Origin of the sequence: Demetria terragena DSM 11295, from assembly GCF_000376825.1 — a bacterium.
Classification (GTDB): Bacteria; Actinomycetota; Actinomycetes; order Actinomycetales; family Dermatophilaceae; genus Demetria; species Demetria terragena.
In genome coordinates this window covers 1-13,036 of sequence record NZ_AQXW01000004.1, presented here as the reverse complement: position 1 = coordinate 13,036, position 13,036 = coordinate 1, and the positions used below count along the sequence as shown (strand labels likewise).

At 65.7% G+C, this 13,036-nt stretch carries 14 protein-coding genes and 2 rRNA genes; 2 read left to right on the top strand and 14 right to left on the bottom strand.

All coding sequences use genetic code 11. From position 1 onward, the window contains the following. Positions 1 to 10 precede the first annotated feature (10 nt). From F562_RS18020 to F562_RS18010, 9 genes are read right to left on the bottom strand one after another with little or no spacing between them, the layout of a single operon-like run. On the bottom strand, positions 11 to 1,117 hold the full coding sequence (locus F562_RS18020; protein WP_018155667.1) for a glycosyltransferase: 1,107 nt from the start codon (positions 1,115 to 1,117) through the stop codon (positions 11 to 13). After that, a complete protein-coding gene (gene murJ / locus F562_RS18015; protein WP_018155666.1) occupies positions 1,114 to 2,727 on the bottom strand; it encodes a murein biosynthesis integral membrane protein MurJ in 1,614 nt (537 codons plus the stop codon). Before murJ ends, F562_RS18020 begins: the two co-directional genes overlap by 4 nt. Further along, positions 2,724 to 3,509 (bottom strand): hypothetical protein, encoded by a 786-nt coding sequence (locus tag F562_RS0104120; RefSeq protein WP_018155665.1) that lies wholly within the window; start codon positions 3,507 to 3,509, stop codon positions 2,724 to 2,726. The genes murJ and F562_RS0104120 overlap by 4 nt, the downstream gene beginning before the upstream one ends. Next, positions 3,506 to 4,450: a copper transporter gene (locus F562_RS0104115; RefSeq protein WP_018155664.1), complete on the bottom strand. Its 945-nt coding sequence runs from the start codon at positions 4,448 to 4,450 to the stop codon at positions 3,506 to 3,508. The genes F562_RS0104120 and F562_RS0104115 overlap by 4 nt, the downstream gene beginning before the upstream one ends. Then, positions 4,447 to 5,628 (bottom strand): putative cytokinetic ring protein SteA, encoded by a 1,182-nt coding sequence (gene steA, locus F562_RS0104110; RefSeq protein WP_018155663.1) that lies wholly within the window; start codon positions 5,626 to 5,628, stop codon positions 4,447 to 4,449. Before steA ends, F562_RS0104115 begins: the two co-directional genes overlap by 4 nt. 30 nt (positions 5,629 to 5,658) lie before the next feature. Beyond that, complete coding sequence (gene recN, locus F562_RS0104105; protein WP_018155662.1) at positions 5,659 to 7,395, bottom strand: DNA repair protein RecN; 1,737 nt, start codon at positions 7,393 to 7,395, stop codon at positions 5,659 to 5,661. A 36-nt stretch (positions 7,396 to 7,431) separates the two neighbouring features. Next, the gene (locus F562_RS0104100) at positions 7,432 to 8,379 is read right to left on the bottom strand and encodes an NAD kinase (RefSeq protein WP_018155661.1); all 948 of its coding nucleotides are present in this window, start codon (positions 8,377 to 8,379) and stop codon (positions 7,432 to 7,434) included. Continuing rightward, positions 8,376 to 9,203 carry a TlyA family RNA methyltransferase gene (locus F562_RS0104095; RefSeq protein WP_018155660.1) on the bottom strand — a complete coding sequence of 276 codons (828 nt, stop codon included), beginning with the start codon at positions 9,201 to 9,203 and terminating at the stop codon, positions 8,376 to 8,378. Before F562_RS0104095 ends, F562_RS0104100 begins: the two co-directional genes overlap by 4 nt. 20 nt (positions 9,204 to 9,223) lie before the next feature. Beyond that, the gene (locus F562_RS18010) at positions 9,224 to 9,469 is read right to left on the bottom strand and encodes a hypothetical protein (RefSeq protein WP_018155659.1); all 246 of its coding nucleotides are present in this window, start codon (positions 9,467 to 9,469) and stop codon (positions 9,224 to 9,226) included. Positions 9,470 to 9,505: 36 nt separating this feature from the next. On the opposite strand from F562_RS18010, the gene F562_RS21010 reads away from it, so the two are divergent. Both F562_RS21010 and F562_RS21005 read left to right on the top strand, forming a co-directional pair. Further along, the gene (locus tag F562_RS21010) at positions 9,506 to 9,850 is read left to right on the top strand and encodes a hypothetical protein (protein WP_018155658.1); all 345 of its coding nucleotides are present in this window, start codon (positions 9,506 to 9,508) and stop codon (positions 9,848 to 9,850) included. Beyond that, positions 9,847 to 10,065, top strand: coding sequence for a hypothetical protein (locus F562_RS21005; RefSeq protein WP_211206430.1), 219 nt, complete (start codon positions 9,847 to 9,849; stop codon positions 10,063 to 10,065). The genes F562_RS21010 and F562_RS21005 overlap by 4 nt, the downstream gene beginning before the upstream one ends. Positions 10,066 to 10,126: 61 nt before the next feature. Here the strand turns inward: F562_RS21005 and F562_RS18000 are convergent, their stop codons facing one another. From F562_RS18000 to F562_RS0104055, 5 genes are all read right to left on the bottom strand, one after another. After that, the gene (locus tag F562_RS18000) at positions 10,127 to 11,155 is read right to left on the bottom strand and encodes an HAD-IIA family hydrolase (protein ID WP_051080142.1); all 1,029 of its coding nucleotides are present in this window, start codon (positions 11,153 to 11,155) and stop codon (positions 10,127 to 10,129) included. Positions 11,156 to 11,159: 4 nt separating this feature from the next. Further along, a complete protein-coding gene (locus F562_RS17995) occupies positions 11,160 to 11,513 on the bottom strand; it encodes a single-stranded DNA-binding protein (RefSeq protein ID WP_040385243.1) in 354 nt (117 codons plus the stop codon). Positions 11,514 to 11,634: 121 nt separating this feature from the next. Continuing rightward, the gene (locus tag F562_RS17990; protein WP_018155654.1) at positions 11,635 to 12,579 is read right to left on the bottom strand and encodes a tetratricopeptide repeat protein; all 945 of its coding nucleotides are present in this window, start codon (positions 12,577 to 12,579) and stop codon (positions 11,635 to 11,637) included. A 115-nt stretch (positions 12,580 to 12,694) separates the two neighbouring features. Beyond that, a 5S ribosomal RNA gene (gene rrf / locus F562_RS0104060) occupies positions 12,695 to 12,812 on the bottom strand. 137 nt (positions 12,813 to 12,949) lie between these two features. Further along, positions 12,950 to 13,036, bottom strand: a 23S ribosomal RNA gene (locus tag F562_RS0104055); the annotation flags it as partial.

Sequence of the window (13,036 nt, the reverse complement as noted above, 5' to 3'; positions counted from 1 at the left end):
TCACCCTACGTCATCGCGAACGGTGACCTGCGCGCGGGCGCCCCTTCAGCTCTGTGTAGATCGCTTCCGCGGCGCGTACGGCGTCCGCCCGGGTCGGCAACGTCTGGCCTTGCGAAAGGGCTTGTGCAGCAAGAGAATCCCGCAATTCTCGGTCGAGCGCGAGTCTCTCGATCGCCTGCGCGAGGCGCGCCGAATCTCCGGATGGAATGAGGAGCGAGCCTTCTCCGACGATTGCGCGTGTCCCGCCCACGTTCGTCGCGACGGCCGGCACGCCGGCATGCATCGCTTCTTGTAGCCATACGGGCTGCCCCTCCCAGCGCGCCGAGGAAACCACCAGGTCCGCGGCGCCCAGCAGATCCGGGATGTCGTCACGACTGCCCAAAAGACGCACGTGCAGTCCCTCGGTCGCGATCCGGTCCGCGAGCGCGTCTCGCTGCGGACCATCGCCGGCGATCACGAGCAGGAGGTCGAGATCCGGGCTGAGTTGCCCGATCGCGTCGAGGAGCCCGTCAAGGTCTTTTTGCGGTGCCAGCCGACCCACCGTCAAGGCGAGCACGTCAGGGTCGCCCAGTTCCTCGCGTACCTCGGCGCGCTCTCGTTCAGGTGGCCGTGGCGGCGCGGCCGCAACAACGGCCGGCCGTATGGACGTCGCACCCAACTGCGCCAGTTGAGCGTTGAGGTCTTCTGACACCGCGAGGATCGCGTCGGCACGCCGCGCCACGATCCGCTGCAGGATGTCGAAGACCACCCGGCCCGAGCGACCCGAGGGCGCCGCGTTGTGCAGTGTCACCGCCACCGGCACGGTCGCGGCCACCGCGAGACACGCCAATGCACCCGCGCGCAGGCCATGGGCATGAACGACCTGGACGTCGCCGGCCGCGCGGCGCAACCTGCGTACGGCGACCACATCGTGTCGAGGGTCGGGACGTGCGCCGATCTCAACCGTCACGACGTCGACACCAATGTCGGCAAAGCGATAGTTCTCGGCGACGGCTTCCGGACACGCCACCACTACTCGCCAACCGAGGTCGTCGAGCCCCGCGGCAAGTTCATAGACGTGGCGTCCCGCCCCACCAGCGACCCGGCCCACAACCAGGAGTACGGAGTTCTCGCTCATGCCACCTTCCTGGTCCATGCCAAGCGCAACGCGCTCCGGTCCCCGAGCCACAGAATGCCGACAAATAGCACCAGTGTCACAACGCCACCCAGAATTCCTGCACCGGCCGCCGATCCGAGCCCGTCGGTGGGCATGGTGCTCGCCACAAGTCGACCGACAACGCCCGATACGAGCGCCGCGACGAGCACCGTGATCCAGGTGCGGCTTGCCTCCTTGATCACGGTCCTTCCCCAGACTCGACCGACGAGGACGGCAAGGACTCCCGCCGAAACGAACATCCCCGCGGAACTGCTCCACCCGAGGATCCGCAACGCATCGGCCGATCCGATCTGTGAGCGCACCAGCAGAAGGGGCATCACCGCAGCAATCAACCAGCCCACGGCCACTGCCGCGCCGGTCGTCCAGCTGCGCCCACGCGCGTAGAGGGCACGTTGGAGCAGCGCCGCAACTGCGAAACCCAACAACCCAACGGCATAGGCAGTCACGGTGGACCCCATCGCCGCAAGGCTCGAGGCGCCGCCAGTGTCGCGACCGACATCGAGATACAGGAAGAAATCTCCGATGGCTGGTGCTGCCGCCACCAGCACTGCGGCACCAACCCCACCAGCGACGAGTACCCCGCGCAGCGCCGCGGTGAGTACGCGCCCCGGAGCGGGGTCGAGGTCATCGGCCCCCACCATGCTGGGAAACGCCGCGGTGGCAATGGGCACCGCCAGGACCGCGTAAGGCAGGAGGTACACGGCCTGGACGTAGGTATAGACGTTGAGCGCGCCCACTGAGCCTCCGTGGTTAGCGACCCAGATCGTGGCGAGAACAGCTCCCTGTTGCGCCATCAGCGCCAGCATTCCGGCACCTGCCAATTGCCGGGCTCGCGCTGCCTCACCGGGCGGAAAGGCCCAGGTGGGACGCAGTCGTACCCCAGCCCGTCGGATCGGCCACAGCAGCGGCAGGCTCATAGCGACCACCCCCAGGGTCGTCCCGCCGGTGAGAGCGATTTCCGCTCCCGTCGACAGACTCCCCGGTTCTCCCGACGCGTCGGCGAGTACGCCATACGTCAGGTAGGCCACGATGACGACCGCGCTGGAGAGCAGCGGCACGATGGCGGCAGCCAGGAATCGGCGATGTGCCTGGAGCACGGCTCCCAGGATGATCCCCACCGCGTAGAGCGGGACCTGCGGCGCGAACACCAGCAGCATGCGCACCGCAAGGTCATCGCGAGCACCGGACGAGCAGTTATCACCCAGCAGCGCCGAGGTCAGCGGCTGCGCGAGTAGGCCCAACAGCACGGCCAGTGGGAGCAGGAGCGCCAACGCCCAGGTCAGCAGCGCGGAGGCGATGTGATCGGCGCGTACTCGATCCCGTTGTGCAAGCGCCCGCCCCACGAGCGGGATCACCACGGCGGCGAGCGCGCCTCCTGCAGCGACTTCGAACAACACGTTGGGGAGTTGGTTGACGGTGGCGTACGTCTCCCCTACACAGGTGCCGCCCACCGTGGCGGAGAAGACCAACCAGCGGCCGAATCCAACGATGCGTGATGCCAGCGTCGCGACGGCAATGAGTCCCACCGCTGCCACGATCTGCTGCCCGCGTCCAGACCCGCTGCCACTCACGAGCGCGCTCGACCCCACTCATCGAAGCGGCGCAGGTAGGTGTTGCCTGCGATGACGCGCGAAAAACTGACTCGCTCAGAGGCCAGGGTGAGACCGGTGATCAGTGCCAGTGCGGCGGTACGCCCCCGCCACCCGACCCGTTCGACGAGCACCGCACCGAGCAGTGCGCCCACGGCGTTTGCCCCGGTGTCCCCCATCATCTGTTGAGCGGCCACATCCTCCGGGAGTGCGGCAAGGCACGTCCCGACGAGCACTCCTTCAGCGAAATCGCCGCCGACCAGGATGGGCCCGCTCAGCACCAGACCAACCTTGAGCGCTCGTCCGGGGCGTAGGTCGAACAAGTTGATGAGGTTGGCCGACCCCGCGATCACCGCGCCTGCGGCCAGCGTGCTAGGTGTCATCCGGCGGTCTATCGCCGCCGCGGACATGAGGCCCACCGCCGCCAAGCCGACCACTTTCACGGCACCGGTGGTCAGGTCACCGGCGCGAAGGGCCCGAAGGTGTCCACGGAGGCCCTTGCTTTCGGTCGTTCCGAGGAGGTCATCGAGCATGCCCAGGCCACCGGAGGCCACCGCCGCACACCCTGCGGGTGGTGACCCGATGATGGCGGCTGCGGTCCCGCACACCACCGCCGGGCCTTCCGCGAGGGACACGGTCCGTCCAGCGTGGTTGGTGCGCTCCCAGGTCTGGCGACCTCCCGGGAGCAGGTCAGATCGATGCAGCAGGAGACGTACGCACGTCGCGCCCGCCGCGGCGCCTGCCACGACGCGCGCGCGGGTCACGGCTCGGGCTCCTCGGCCTTTTCATTGACCTTGGGTGCGGCGGCGACCGCATCTTCGTCCAAGCCGTAGTGGCCGGAGTTATCGGAGTATTCGTCACGCAGCGCGAGCACCATAGCGGCGAGACCCGTGGGCCGCTCCCCGTGATCAATCGTGCTCATCGTTCCGGTCACCTCGGCGCTGTCTCGCAGCGTAGAGATCATCGCGTCGGCGGGCTGGCCATTCGACTTCACGGGTTCCGCCGAGACGCCGACAGCCGGTCGACCAGAGAGCCCAACCGCCGTCACTAGATTGACCCATCCCGGCACCGACTTCTCCATCCCCGGCCACAGCACGACGATTGAGTCGGCGCGCGGAGGGGTACTGGGTTCTACCGAGATCAGGTCGCTATCCACCAGGGTGGATAGGCCCGGCCGCAGGTCGCGTGCGGAGGCTCCTGCACCAGGCTTGACACTCAATGCCTCGGCGAGCACCAGGCCACCCAGGCGGCTCTCGGGAAGCGAGTCGACCGCGACCCCTTGCGCTCGACCAGCCCGCTTGAGCACTTGCATGGTCTCTTTCGCGTCGCCGTCGACCCAATTGGTGCTGAGCTCGGTGGTCGAGGTGACGGTCGCGCCAGCCAGTGCCAGGCTGTCCCGGCTGTCGCGGACGAAGGAGCCCGGCGTGTCAGGCAGGGCCACGACCGCAACCGTGCGCCCCTTGAGTTGACTGTTGAGGGCACGCGGTGCCACGTCCTCGGCGTACTGGTCCTGGCGGCGGCTGCCCTCGTTCGCGGCACCGAGTTCACCACGTAGTTGCTGCTTGTCATCGCGCAACTGAGTGACTTGGCCTTCGAGGGTTCCAGCGACCTTGCCCTGCAGCGAGGTCGCGCCGATCACGATGCCGACCGACAAAGCCAGAAAGACCGCCACGATGGACACCAGGTGGTAGCGGAAATCAATCACGTCACGACTCCTACCAACCACGACCAGAGGTCATCCCACCGAGCACCCATGACCTGAAGCATGGCTGATCCAGCCTGTGTGACCGACAGCGCCACCACTAAGGCAAACAGACCGGCCACCACCAACATGAAGAGAGACCAGGTGGGGACACTGTTGCGGTACAACTGGCTCACGCCTTTAGCGTCGACGAGTTTGCCGCCGACTCGTAGTCGGGTGAGGAAGGTTGAGGCCATGCCTGCTCGGCCTTTGTCCAGGAACTCCACGAGGGTCGCGTGCGTGCCGACAGCCACGATGAGCTCTGCTCCGAGGTCGTCCGCGAGCAACATGGCAATGTCCTCGCTGGTCCCGGTGGCCGGGAAGGCGACGGCGTTCTCGACGCCCAGTTCCTCGACTCGCTGCATTCCCGGCGCCCGGCCGTCGCGGTAGGCGTGCACGACCACTTCAGCGCCGCTGGCAAGCGTGGCATCACTGACTGAGTCCATGTCGCCCACGATGAGGTCGGGCCGGTAACCGGCCTCCACCAGCGCATCGGCCCCGCCATCAACACCGATCAGGACAGGCTTTCGATCCCGGATGAAGGGCCGAAGCATCTGCAAGTCTTCCTTGTAGTGGTAGCCACGTACGACAACTAGCACGGCTCGACCGTCCATGTCGGTGCGTACGTCGGGCACGCCCACGCCGTTGAGCAGCAGATCCCGCTCTTCTCGCAGGTAGGTCATGGTGTTGTCGGCGAATGCCTCCATCTGCACCGAGAGGCCAGCACGGGCCTCGTCCATGAGGTCCTCAATCAGCTCAGCCGTCAAGACAGTTCCAGTCGCGACTGGCTCATCACCGAGGAATAGTTGGTCTGCTTCGACGTGCGCCAGTTCGCCTTCTGCTACGGCCATGACGCCCGCGCCGACATGATCGAGGAGCGGGATTCCCGCGTCAATCAGGATGCGCGGGCCGAGGTTGGGATAGCGCCCGCTGATCGATGGGGCGGCGTTGACCACCGCACACGGCCGACACGCCACCAGCGCCTCAGCGCTCACTTGATCGATGTCGCGATGATTAATGATCGCCAGATCTCCTGGACGCAACCGCTTCGTCAGATTCTTGGTCCGAGAATCCACACGCACGGTGCCGATGGTCTGTGCGGCGGGCTTGGCGTTATCGCGCCGACGGAGCGGACTCTTCATCGCGGTCCATCGTGCCACGGGACGCGCCCTCTACTGGTCAACCTGAGCCGCTGCGGCCAGGAGTTCGCGTGCGTGTTTGCGGGCGGTCGAGCTATCGCTCTTTCCGCCGAGCATCCGGGCAAGTTCAGATTCGCGCTCTCGCCCCTCGACTAGAACAACACCACTTGACGTCACATGACCGTCGTCCTCTTTGCGTACTACCAAGTGCCGATCGGCGTACGCCGCGACCTGGGCGAGGTGGGTCACGACGATCACTTGCGCATGCTGGGCAAGTGCCTGAAGGCGTGCTCCGACGTCTAATGCGGCGGCACCACCGATGCCGGCGTCGACCTCGTCGAACACAAAGGTGGGGACATCACCGGACCCAGTCACGACCTCAAGGGCAAGCATCACGCGGGACAGCTCACCGCCGGAGGCGGCCTTGGCCACGCTCCGGGGCGGAGTTCCCGACCCTGCGGCCAGCAGGATCTCCAAGTCATCGACGCCATGGGGGTGGGCCAGGACGCGCCGCCCGTCGGGCAGCGGCAGTCCGTCCTGCTCCTCGCGTTGGCTCACCTGAACGCTGAGCTGGGCCGAGGCCATCGCGAGGTGGTCCAACTCATCACTGACCTGCTCGGCAAGATCAGCGGCCGCTACCTTCCTGGCCTCGGATAGCGCGCTTGCGGCCTCTCCCACCGCCGGTTCGAGCTCGGCAACAGCGCGCTCGAGTTCTTCGACACGATCACTAGTTCCGGCGAGTTCGCCGGCCTCGACTGCCGCGTTGCGGCTCCATTCAAGGACGTCCTCGAGGGTGTCGCCGTAGCTGCGTTGCAGGGCCGTGAGGGTGGCCCGACGCTCGTGGATCTGCGCGAGCCGGGCCGGGTCAGAGTCCAAGTCGGCGAGGTAACTGGCCAGATCGGCGCCCAACTCGCCGGCGAGCACACCCACCTCCTGGAGCCTCTTGTCGAGCCCGGCCAGCGTCGGATCCAGACCGGCCGCAGCATTGAGCGCGCTACGGGCTTGCGCCACGAGCTCAGTCACGGTGGCGGCAGTGTGGGTCGCGTCGTGATCGTCGCCGAGAAGGGCCAGTTGCGCGGTGTGCGCGGCATCTTGCAGGGCATCAACGTGGGTTAGGCGGTCGGCTTCTTCCCGGAGCGAGTCGTCTTCCCCTGGTTGCGGGTTGACCTGCTCGATCTCCTCAAGGGCCTTGGTCAACATGGCCAGGCGTTGCGCGCGTTCTCGACGTTGGGCCATGAGGTCGGCCAGCTCACGTCGGCTCTGGCGCCAATCGTGCAGGAGCTCCTGGTAGCGCTCCTGCGGCTTGCGGATCGCGTCGCCGCCGAAGGCATCCAGCACGACACGGTGCTGGTCGGGTCGCTGCAATCGCCATTGATCGGCCTGACCGTGGACCGCGACCAGGTGCTCACCAAGATCGGCGAGCACCGAGACCGGCGCCGAGCGCCCACCGACGAACGCCCGGGAGCGGCCCGTGCCTGCGACGGTTCGCGCAAGGATCAAGCCGTCCTGGACGTCGCCACCGGCTTCTTTGGCTCGAACAGCAGCAGGATGATCTGGCGGCACGTCGACGAGGCCTTCGACTGAGGCACGATCGCTGCCGGTACGCACGCGGCCGCTGTCGGCACGCTCCCCGAGTAGCAGGCCCAACGCCGACACCACCATGGTCTTGCCTGCGCCGGTTTCGCCAGTGAGCACGTTGAGGCCGGCGCCAAGGGGAATCGTGGCGTCGTCAATGACGCCAAGCCCTTGGATGCGGATCTCTTTCAGCACGCGATCACTGTAGTGAGGCTAGGGAGGCGGGGCGATTCAGCCGCGCCGTTCACGCTGACCGCGCCAACCTGCGACCGGGAGGTCGAACTTGGCGACGAGCCGATCCACGAATGGCGACGGCGTCAGCCGAGCTAAGTCGACGGTCCGATGGCCTCGCTGCACTTCGATGCGGGCACCAGCGGGCAACTCGAAGGGTCGACGTCCGTCAAACCACAGGACGCCCCGGCTCTCTGTGGAGGTCAGAAGTTCAATCGCGAGACGCGCATCGGGACCGAGCACCAAAGGTCGAGAGAACAGTGCGTGCGCCGAGATCGGGCACACCAGGAGCGCCTCAACTCCGGGCCAGATCACGGGTCCACCTGTGCTGAAAGCGTAGGCAGTCGAACCCGTGGGCGTCGCCATGACCACCCCGTCGCAGCCCCACCGGGACAGTGGCCTGCCATCAATCTCGATGACCAGTTCGAGCATCCGCTCTCTGGCCGCCTTTTCGACCGTGGCCTCGTTGAGTGCCCAACCGGTGCAGATGATCTCGCCGTCTTTGCGCGCGGTGACCTCGAGGGTCTGTCGCTGCTCCACCGTCCAGGAACGGTCCACAATTCCGGCCACGATGTGGTCGATGTCTTCGGGTTCGGCTTCAGCCAGGAATCCAACGTGCCCCAGGTTGATACCCAAGAGGGGCAGTCCATAGGAGTGAACGATCTCGGCCGCGCGCAGGATCGTGCCATCACCGCCGAGGACGACGACGAGCTCGGTGCCCTCGGCTGGCTCATGCAGATTGACCGCTTCGACGTTGGATCGCCCCAGCAGGCCGAACTCTTGGAGCTCGACCTCGTCTCCGGTCATGGTGATTCCGTGGCGGCCCAGCGCATCGACCAGTTCGCGCGCCACCTCGACGGCGCGTGGGCGACCGGGGTGCCCGACCAACAACACTCGGCGCGGCTGGCCTGACTCCGCTCGCGGGCGGACGTCTCCGGTCGCGGTCATCGGCCGGCCGGGTCCAGTGCGGTGGTGAGGTCCATTGTGCTCATCATGCCGTCTGTCCGCGGCGCCAACCAGAGCAGGTACTCCACGTTGCCCGTTGTCCCACGCACGGGACTATGGAGGAGCCCATGCGGATACAGGCCCTGCGCGCGCGCCGACTCCACTACGTCTTGGACTACCTGGACGCGCTGCACGGCCGACGTCACGACGCCCGTCTTGCTCAACGCGGCGCGGCCTACTTCAAACTGCGGCTTGACTAGGACGATGACATCGCCAGTGGCTGTCACACATTGAGCGACCCGGTCCATCACCAGCCGAAGGGAGATAAAACTGAGGTCGACTACGACCATGTCAAAGGGACCGCCAAGGTCCTGGGCTCCCACGTCGCGGATGCTCGTGCCGGAGCGTTCCACCACTCGCGGGTCATCACGCAGCACTTGCGCCAGTTGACCATGTCCGACGTCGAGGGCCGTCACCTCCGATGCTCCCTGCGCCAACAGCACCTGCGTAAACCCGCCCGTCGAGGCACCGATATCTAGGCACCGGCGCTCAGCGGCGTCAAGGTATGGCCGGAATGCCTCCACCACGGCCAACAGTTTGTACGCCGCGCGCCCCACCCAAGGGTCGACCTCGCCCGAGACTTCCAGGCTTGCGTCCGTCGCCACAGCCTCGGACGGCTTGCGAACGGGGACCCCATCACGGAGCACTCGACCGGCCTTGACGTACTCCCGTGCGAGCGCGCGACTACGCGCCAGCCCGCGGGCCACCAGGGCCTGGTCGACTCGCTCTCGCGGAGCGTGCGACAGGTCGGATTCAGAGTCGGCCATCGCGATTACCCGGCTCGGTATCACCCACGGGTATCGGCTAGCCGCTGCTGCAGCGCACCCTGAGCGGCCTCCACTGCCTCCAGGTGTTCCTGGAGCCCAGCGCCGCTGACATCGTCCAGTGCCGCCAGCGCATGGTCGACGTCTGCGTCCCCGGTGGGTTCACGAGGAGGGAGATCGAGGTTGATTCGGTCTGGGGGTGAGGTGGCCGGTTCAGGCGTAGGAGCAGTCGGCTCCGGCGCCTGAACAGGTGTCTGGTCTTCGGTCACGCCTGACCCTCAGTGGCTCCAGATGGTGGAGTCTGAGTGGATGTCGTGGTTGAGGTGCTCGACGTCGGCGCAGTCTTCTTTGCCGCCGTCTTCTTCGCTGGCGCAGCCTTCTTGGCTGTGGTCTTCTTTGCGGCGGCCTTCTTGGCTGGCGCGGCCTTCTTCGCGGCCGTCTTCTTCGCTGGCGCGGCCTTCTTCGTGGCAGGTGCCGACTTCTTTGCCGCGGCCTTCTTCGCTGGCGCAGCCTTCTTCGCTGTGGCCTTCTTTGCCGCCGTCTTCTTCGCTGCCGGTGCAGTCTTCGTCGCTGGCGCGGCGGACGGAGCCTCCTGGTCGGCGCCACCTGACAGGCCAAGACGCCCGAGTTGGGTAGAGATCTCGTGTTGAATCATGTGTCGCAGATTCTCTTGGTTCGCCGCTGCGGCGCTGATCAACTCGTCCGCGAGGTCACTCGCTTGCTTCGACACTGCCACGGCACGATCAGCCGTCTCGGCTCCACCGGGTATCTGAGCCGGAAGGCTCAGCAGGAACTGCGCAGTCTCGACAGCCTTGGTTCGCGTTACTTCTCCAGCGCCCGCAAGGAATTGCATCGCAGCCCGTAGGTGATGGGTATTCAGTGTCATCGTCAGCCTCTCTTAACCTTCACGCTGTGGGTGCGTCGCTTTAACGCAACTCATCAAGGCCCACGCTACTGCGCATCACCTCCCTGGCGGCGTCCGCGTCGAGCATCTCCTGATCGCGTGCCTGCCATAGCGCGGCGAGCACGACGCGTACGCGTTCAATCCCGCCGCCGGAGAACTCAAGACGGTTGCCGGTCCAGCCTGATCGCGCGGGACCGCAGGTGAACTCGCACTCCCCGGCGCGGCACACTGGTTCATAGGGGGTCAAGAGGTCCGTGAGGTCGTTCAGGATGAAGTCCGGCCGCATGTCGCGCAGCGCGACGGCCAGATCCAGCGGCCCGTGTACGCCGGTCAACACCATCGCCGACTTCATCCCCGCGGCTCTGGCACCCGCAATATCGGTTTCCAGTCGATCGCCCACACCGAGCATGCGTCGGGGTTGAGCATCCACCAGATCAGCCGCTTGCTGATACATCAACGGCCCTGGCTTGCCGACCGACTCGGGCTCCACACCGGTGGCGATCGCGACTGCGGCGACGAGAGCACCGTTGCCCGGCGCCGGACCCCGCTCGGTCGGCAAGGTCAGGTCACGATTGGTCGCGACCCATCGTGCACCAGCCGCCACCGCGAAGGACGCCGTCGCGAGGTCGGTCGCGGTGACATCGGGCCCGTAGCCCTGCAGAACGGCGGTCGGAAGCGACGTCGTGCAATCAACCGCGCCCACCGGCTGCAGGCCGACGTCCTCGAGCGCGCGAGCGACACCGATACCGCCCACCGCAAGAACCTGCGTGCCAGCGGGCAACAAATCGGCAAGCACGCGCGCTCCGGCGGTGGAACTGGTCACCACTCGGTCAGTGGTCGTCGTGATGCCCAGATCGTGCAGGTGCCCAGCCACCACATCTGGCGGGCGGGAGGCGTTGTTCGTGGCAAAAAGTACCGGCAGCCGGTCACTGATCTCATTCAGCGATTCCACTGCCCCCGGGATTGCCTTAGGTCCTGCGTACACCACCCCATCGAGGTCGCAGACCAAGCCATCCATGCCATCGAGCGGGGTCGAGACCACATCACACATAGTCCTATTGTGCCGGTGCCTTCCGCAGTCCGGTGGCCTCCACGTCGTACCTCGACTCCGTACCGCGCGCGGTACGAAAGAAACGCCTTCGCAGAGCGCCCGCAACCTCAACGCGCTCACCATCCTTGAACCGCAGGGCGCGACGACGGGTGGCGGCCGTGAAGCACGCGATGTCAATCGCATCCACTGATGGCGTACGCCCCTGCCGAGCGCCGGGCGACCGACGATGTGTCTCTCTAGGTACGGAAATCCGAAAGGTCACCAGCACATCGCCACTTGGCAACGTTCGCTCTTCAGCGGCTGCACTGACCCGCCCCACGAGGCGTACCTCGTTGCTGGATATGTAAGCCTTGTCCACGTGTTCGCCCTTCCTCTAGGTAAGGGCAAGCCTGGTCCGAACTGCAATCAAGCGCACGGCGCGGACCGGGCCCTGTGGAAAACCGGCTAAAGGCGGGCAGACCAGGACGTAGGCCTGTGAACTATTCGGTCTCGTCGTCTGCCGGCTCAGCATCGTCAAGGTCCTCGCCGTCGTCCAGGTCTTCCAGAACCACGCCTTGAAGTTCGGCCAGACGCTCCGCGGCATCGGTCTCTTGGTTCTGATCGGCAACCACCGCCCGGCTAAACCACTCCTGGGCCTCGTCGTCTTTACCGGTGGCGAGCACCGCGTCGGCGTACGCGTACAGCAGCCGAGCGGCCCAGGGCTGCTGGTTAGCCTTCTGCAGCGCAGGAATGCGGAGAACCATGACGGCCGCATCAGGCTGTCCTAGGTCACGTCGCGCACCTGACACCACGATCGCGAGTTCAATATTGTCTTCTTCGCCCAACGTCTTGGCTTCCGGAGAAGCGGCCAGGTCGAGGGCGCGCTGAGGTCGACCCAGCCCACGCTCACAGTCCGCCATGTAGGGCAGGAGGTGGTGCGAGCCAGACAGTCGCCGAGCCGTCCGGAACTCCCGCAGGGCATCACTGAACTCTCCCCGCCGGTAGTGGACCAGGCCGAGCCCCTCACGCACTGCCGCCACACGCCCAGCGCGCCGCGCCGCCGTCTGTGCGTGCTCGAGGGCACGGTCCGGATCGTCATCCAGGAAGGACACCGTCGCTACCAGATGCTGCGCCACGCCCTCAGCGTTCTCTTTGGACAGTGTCCGCATCTCACGCCACACTGACCGGTCAAGTTCCTGACCGGTGATGTCCTCGGGAATGACCGGCTCCCTTCGGGGACCACCATCCTTTGGACGTGGTCCCCGGTCCCAGGAACGCGGTCCAGGACGTGACGCCGAGGTACGACGCTCCTCACTACGACCGTCGCGGCTACGGGGGCTGTCCTGGCGTTCGTTGTCACGACCACTCGCACGGCGCCAGCGTTCGCCACGGCCGTCGTCCGGGCGTCGTGCGGAACCCTTGCCTGCATCCTCTTCGCGACTCACGACGGACCTCTCCTCCTGCCGCATTCGGCAGATAGCACTACGGAACGACAAAAAGATGGTGCCAGAGACAGCGACTAAAGTCGCACAGTCCCTGACACCATCTTCATGAATGGTAGTCCGGCGGTGTCCTACTCTCCCACACTCTACCGAGTGCAGTACCATCGGCGCTGGAGGGCTTAGCTTCCGGGTTCGGAATGTGACCGGGCGTTTCCCGCTCCGCTATAACCGCCGTAACACTATGAAACTGTTTCACCAACATTCTTCTCAAACCCTTGTTCCCGCGTACGGGGGGTTTGGTGTTGTGGTGTGTTGTTTCAGATATTGTATAGTGGACGCGTATTCATGCTTTGTTTTGTTCTTATGGTTAATTATGGTCAAGTTATCGGCTTATTAGTACCGGTCAGCTACACACATTACTGTGCTTCCACATCCGGCCTATCAACCCAGTAGTCTGCTG

Coding starts and splice junctions, on each gene's coding strand:
- F562_RS18020 (WP_018155667.1), bottom strand. CDS start 1,117: ATGAGCGAGAACTCCGTACTCCTGGTTGTGGGCCGGGTCGCTGGTGGG.
- steA (WP_018155663.1), bottom strand. CDS start 5,628: ATGAAGAGTCCGCTCCGTCGGCGCGATAACGCCAAGCCCGCCGCACAG.
- F562_RS0104100 (WP_018155661.1), bottom strand. CDS start 8,379: ATGACCGCGACCGGAGACGTCCGCCCGCGAGCGGAGTCAGGCCAGCCG.
- F562_RS0104095 (WP_018155660.1), bottom strand. CDS start 9,203: ATGGCCGACTCTGAATCCGACCTGTCGCACGCTCCGCGAGAGCGAGTC.
- F562_RS18000 (WP_051080142.1), bottom strand. CDS start 11,155: ATGTGTGATGTGGTCTCGACCCCGCTCGATGGCATGGATGGCTTGGTC.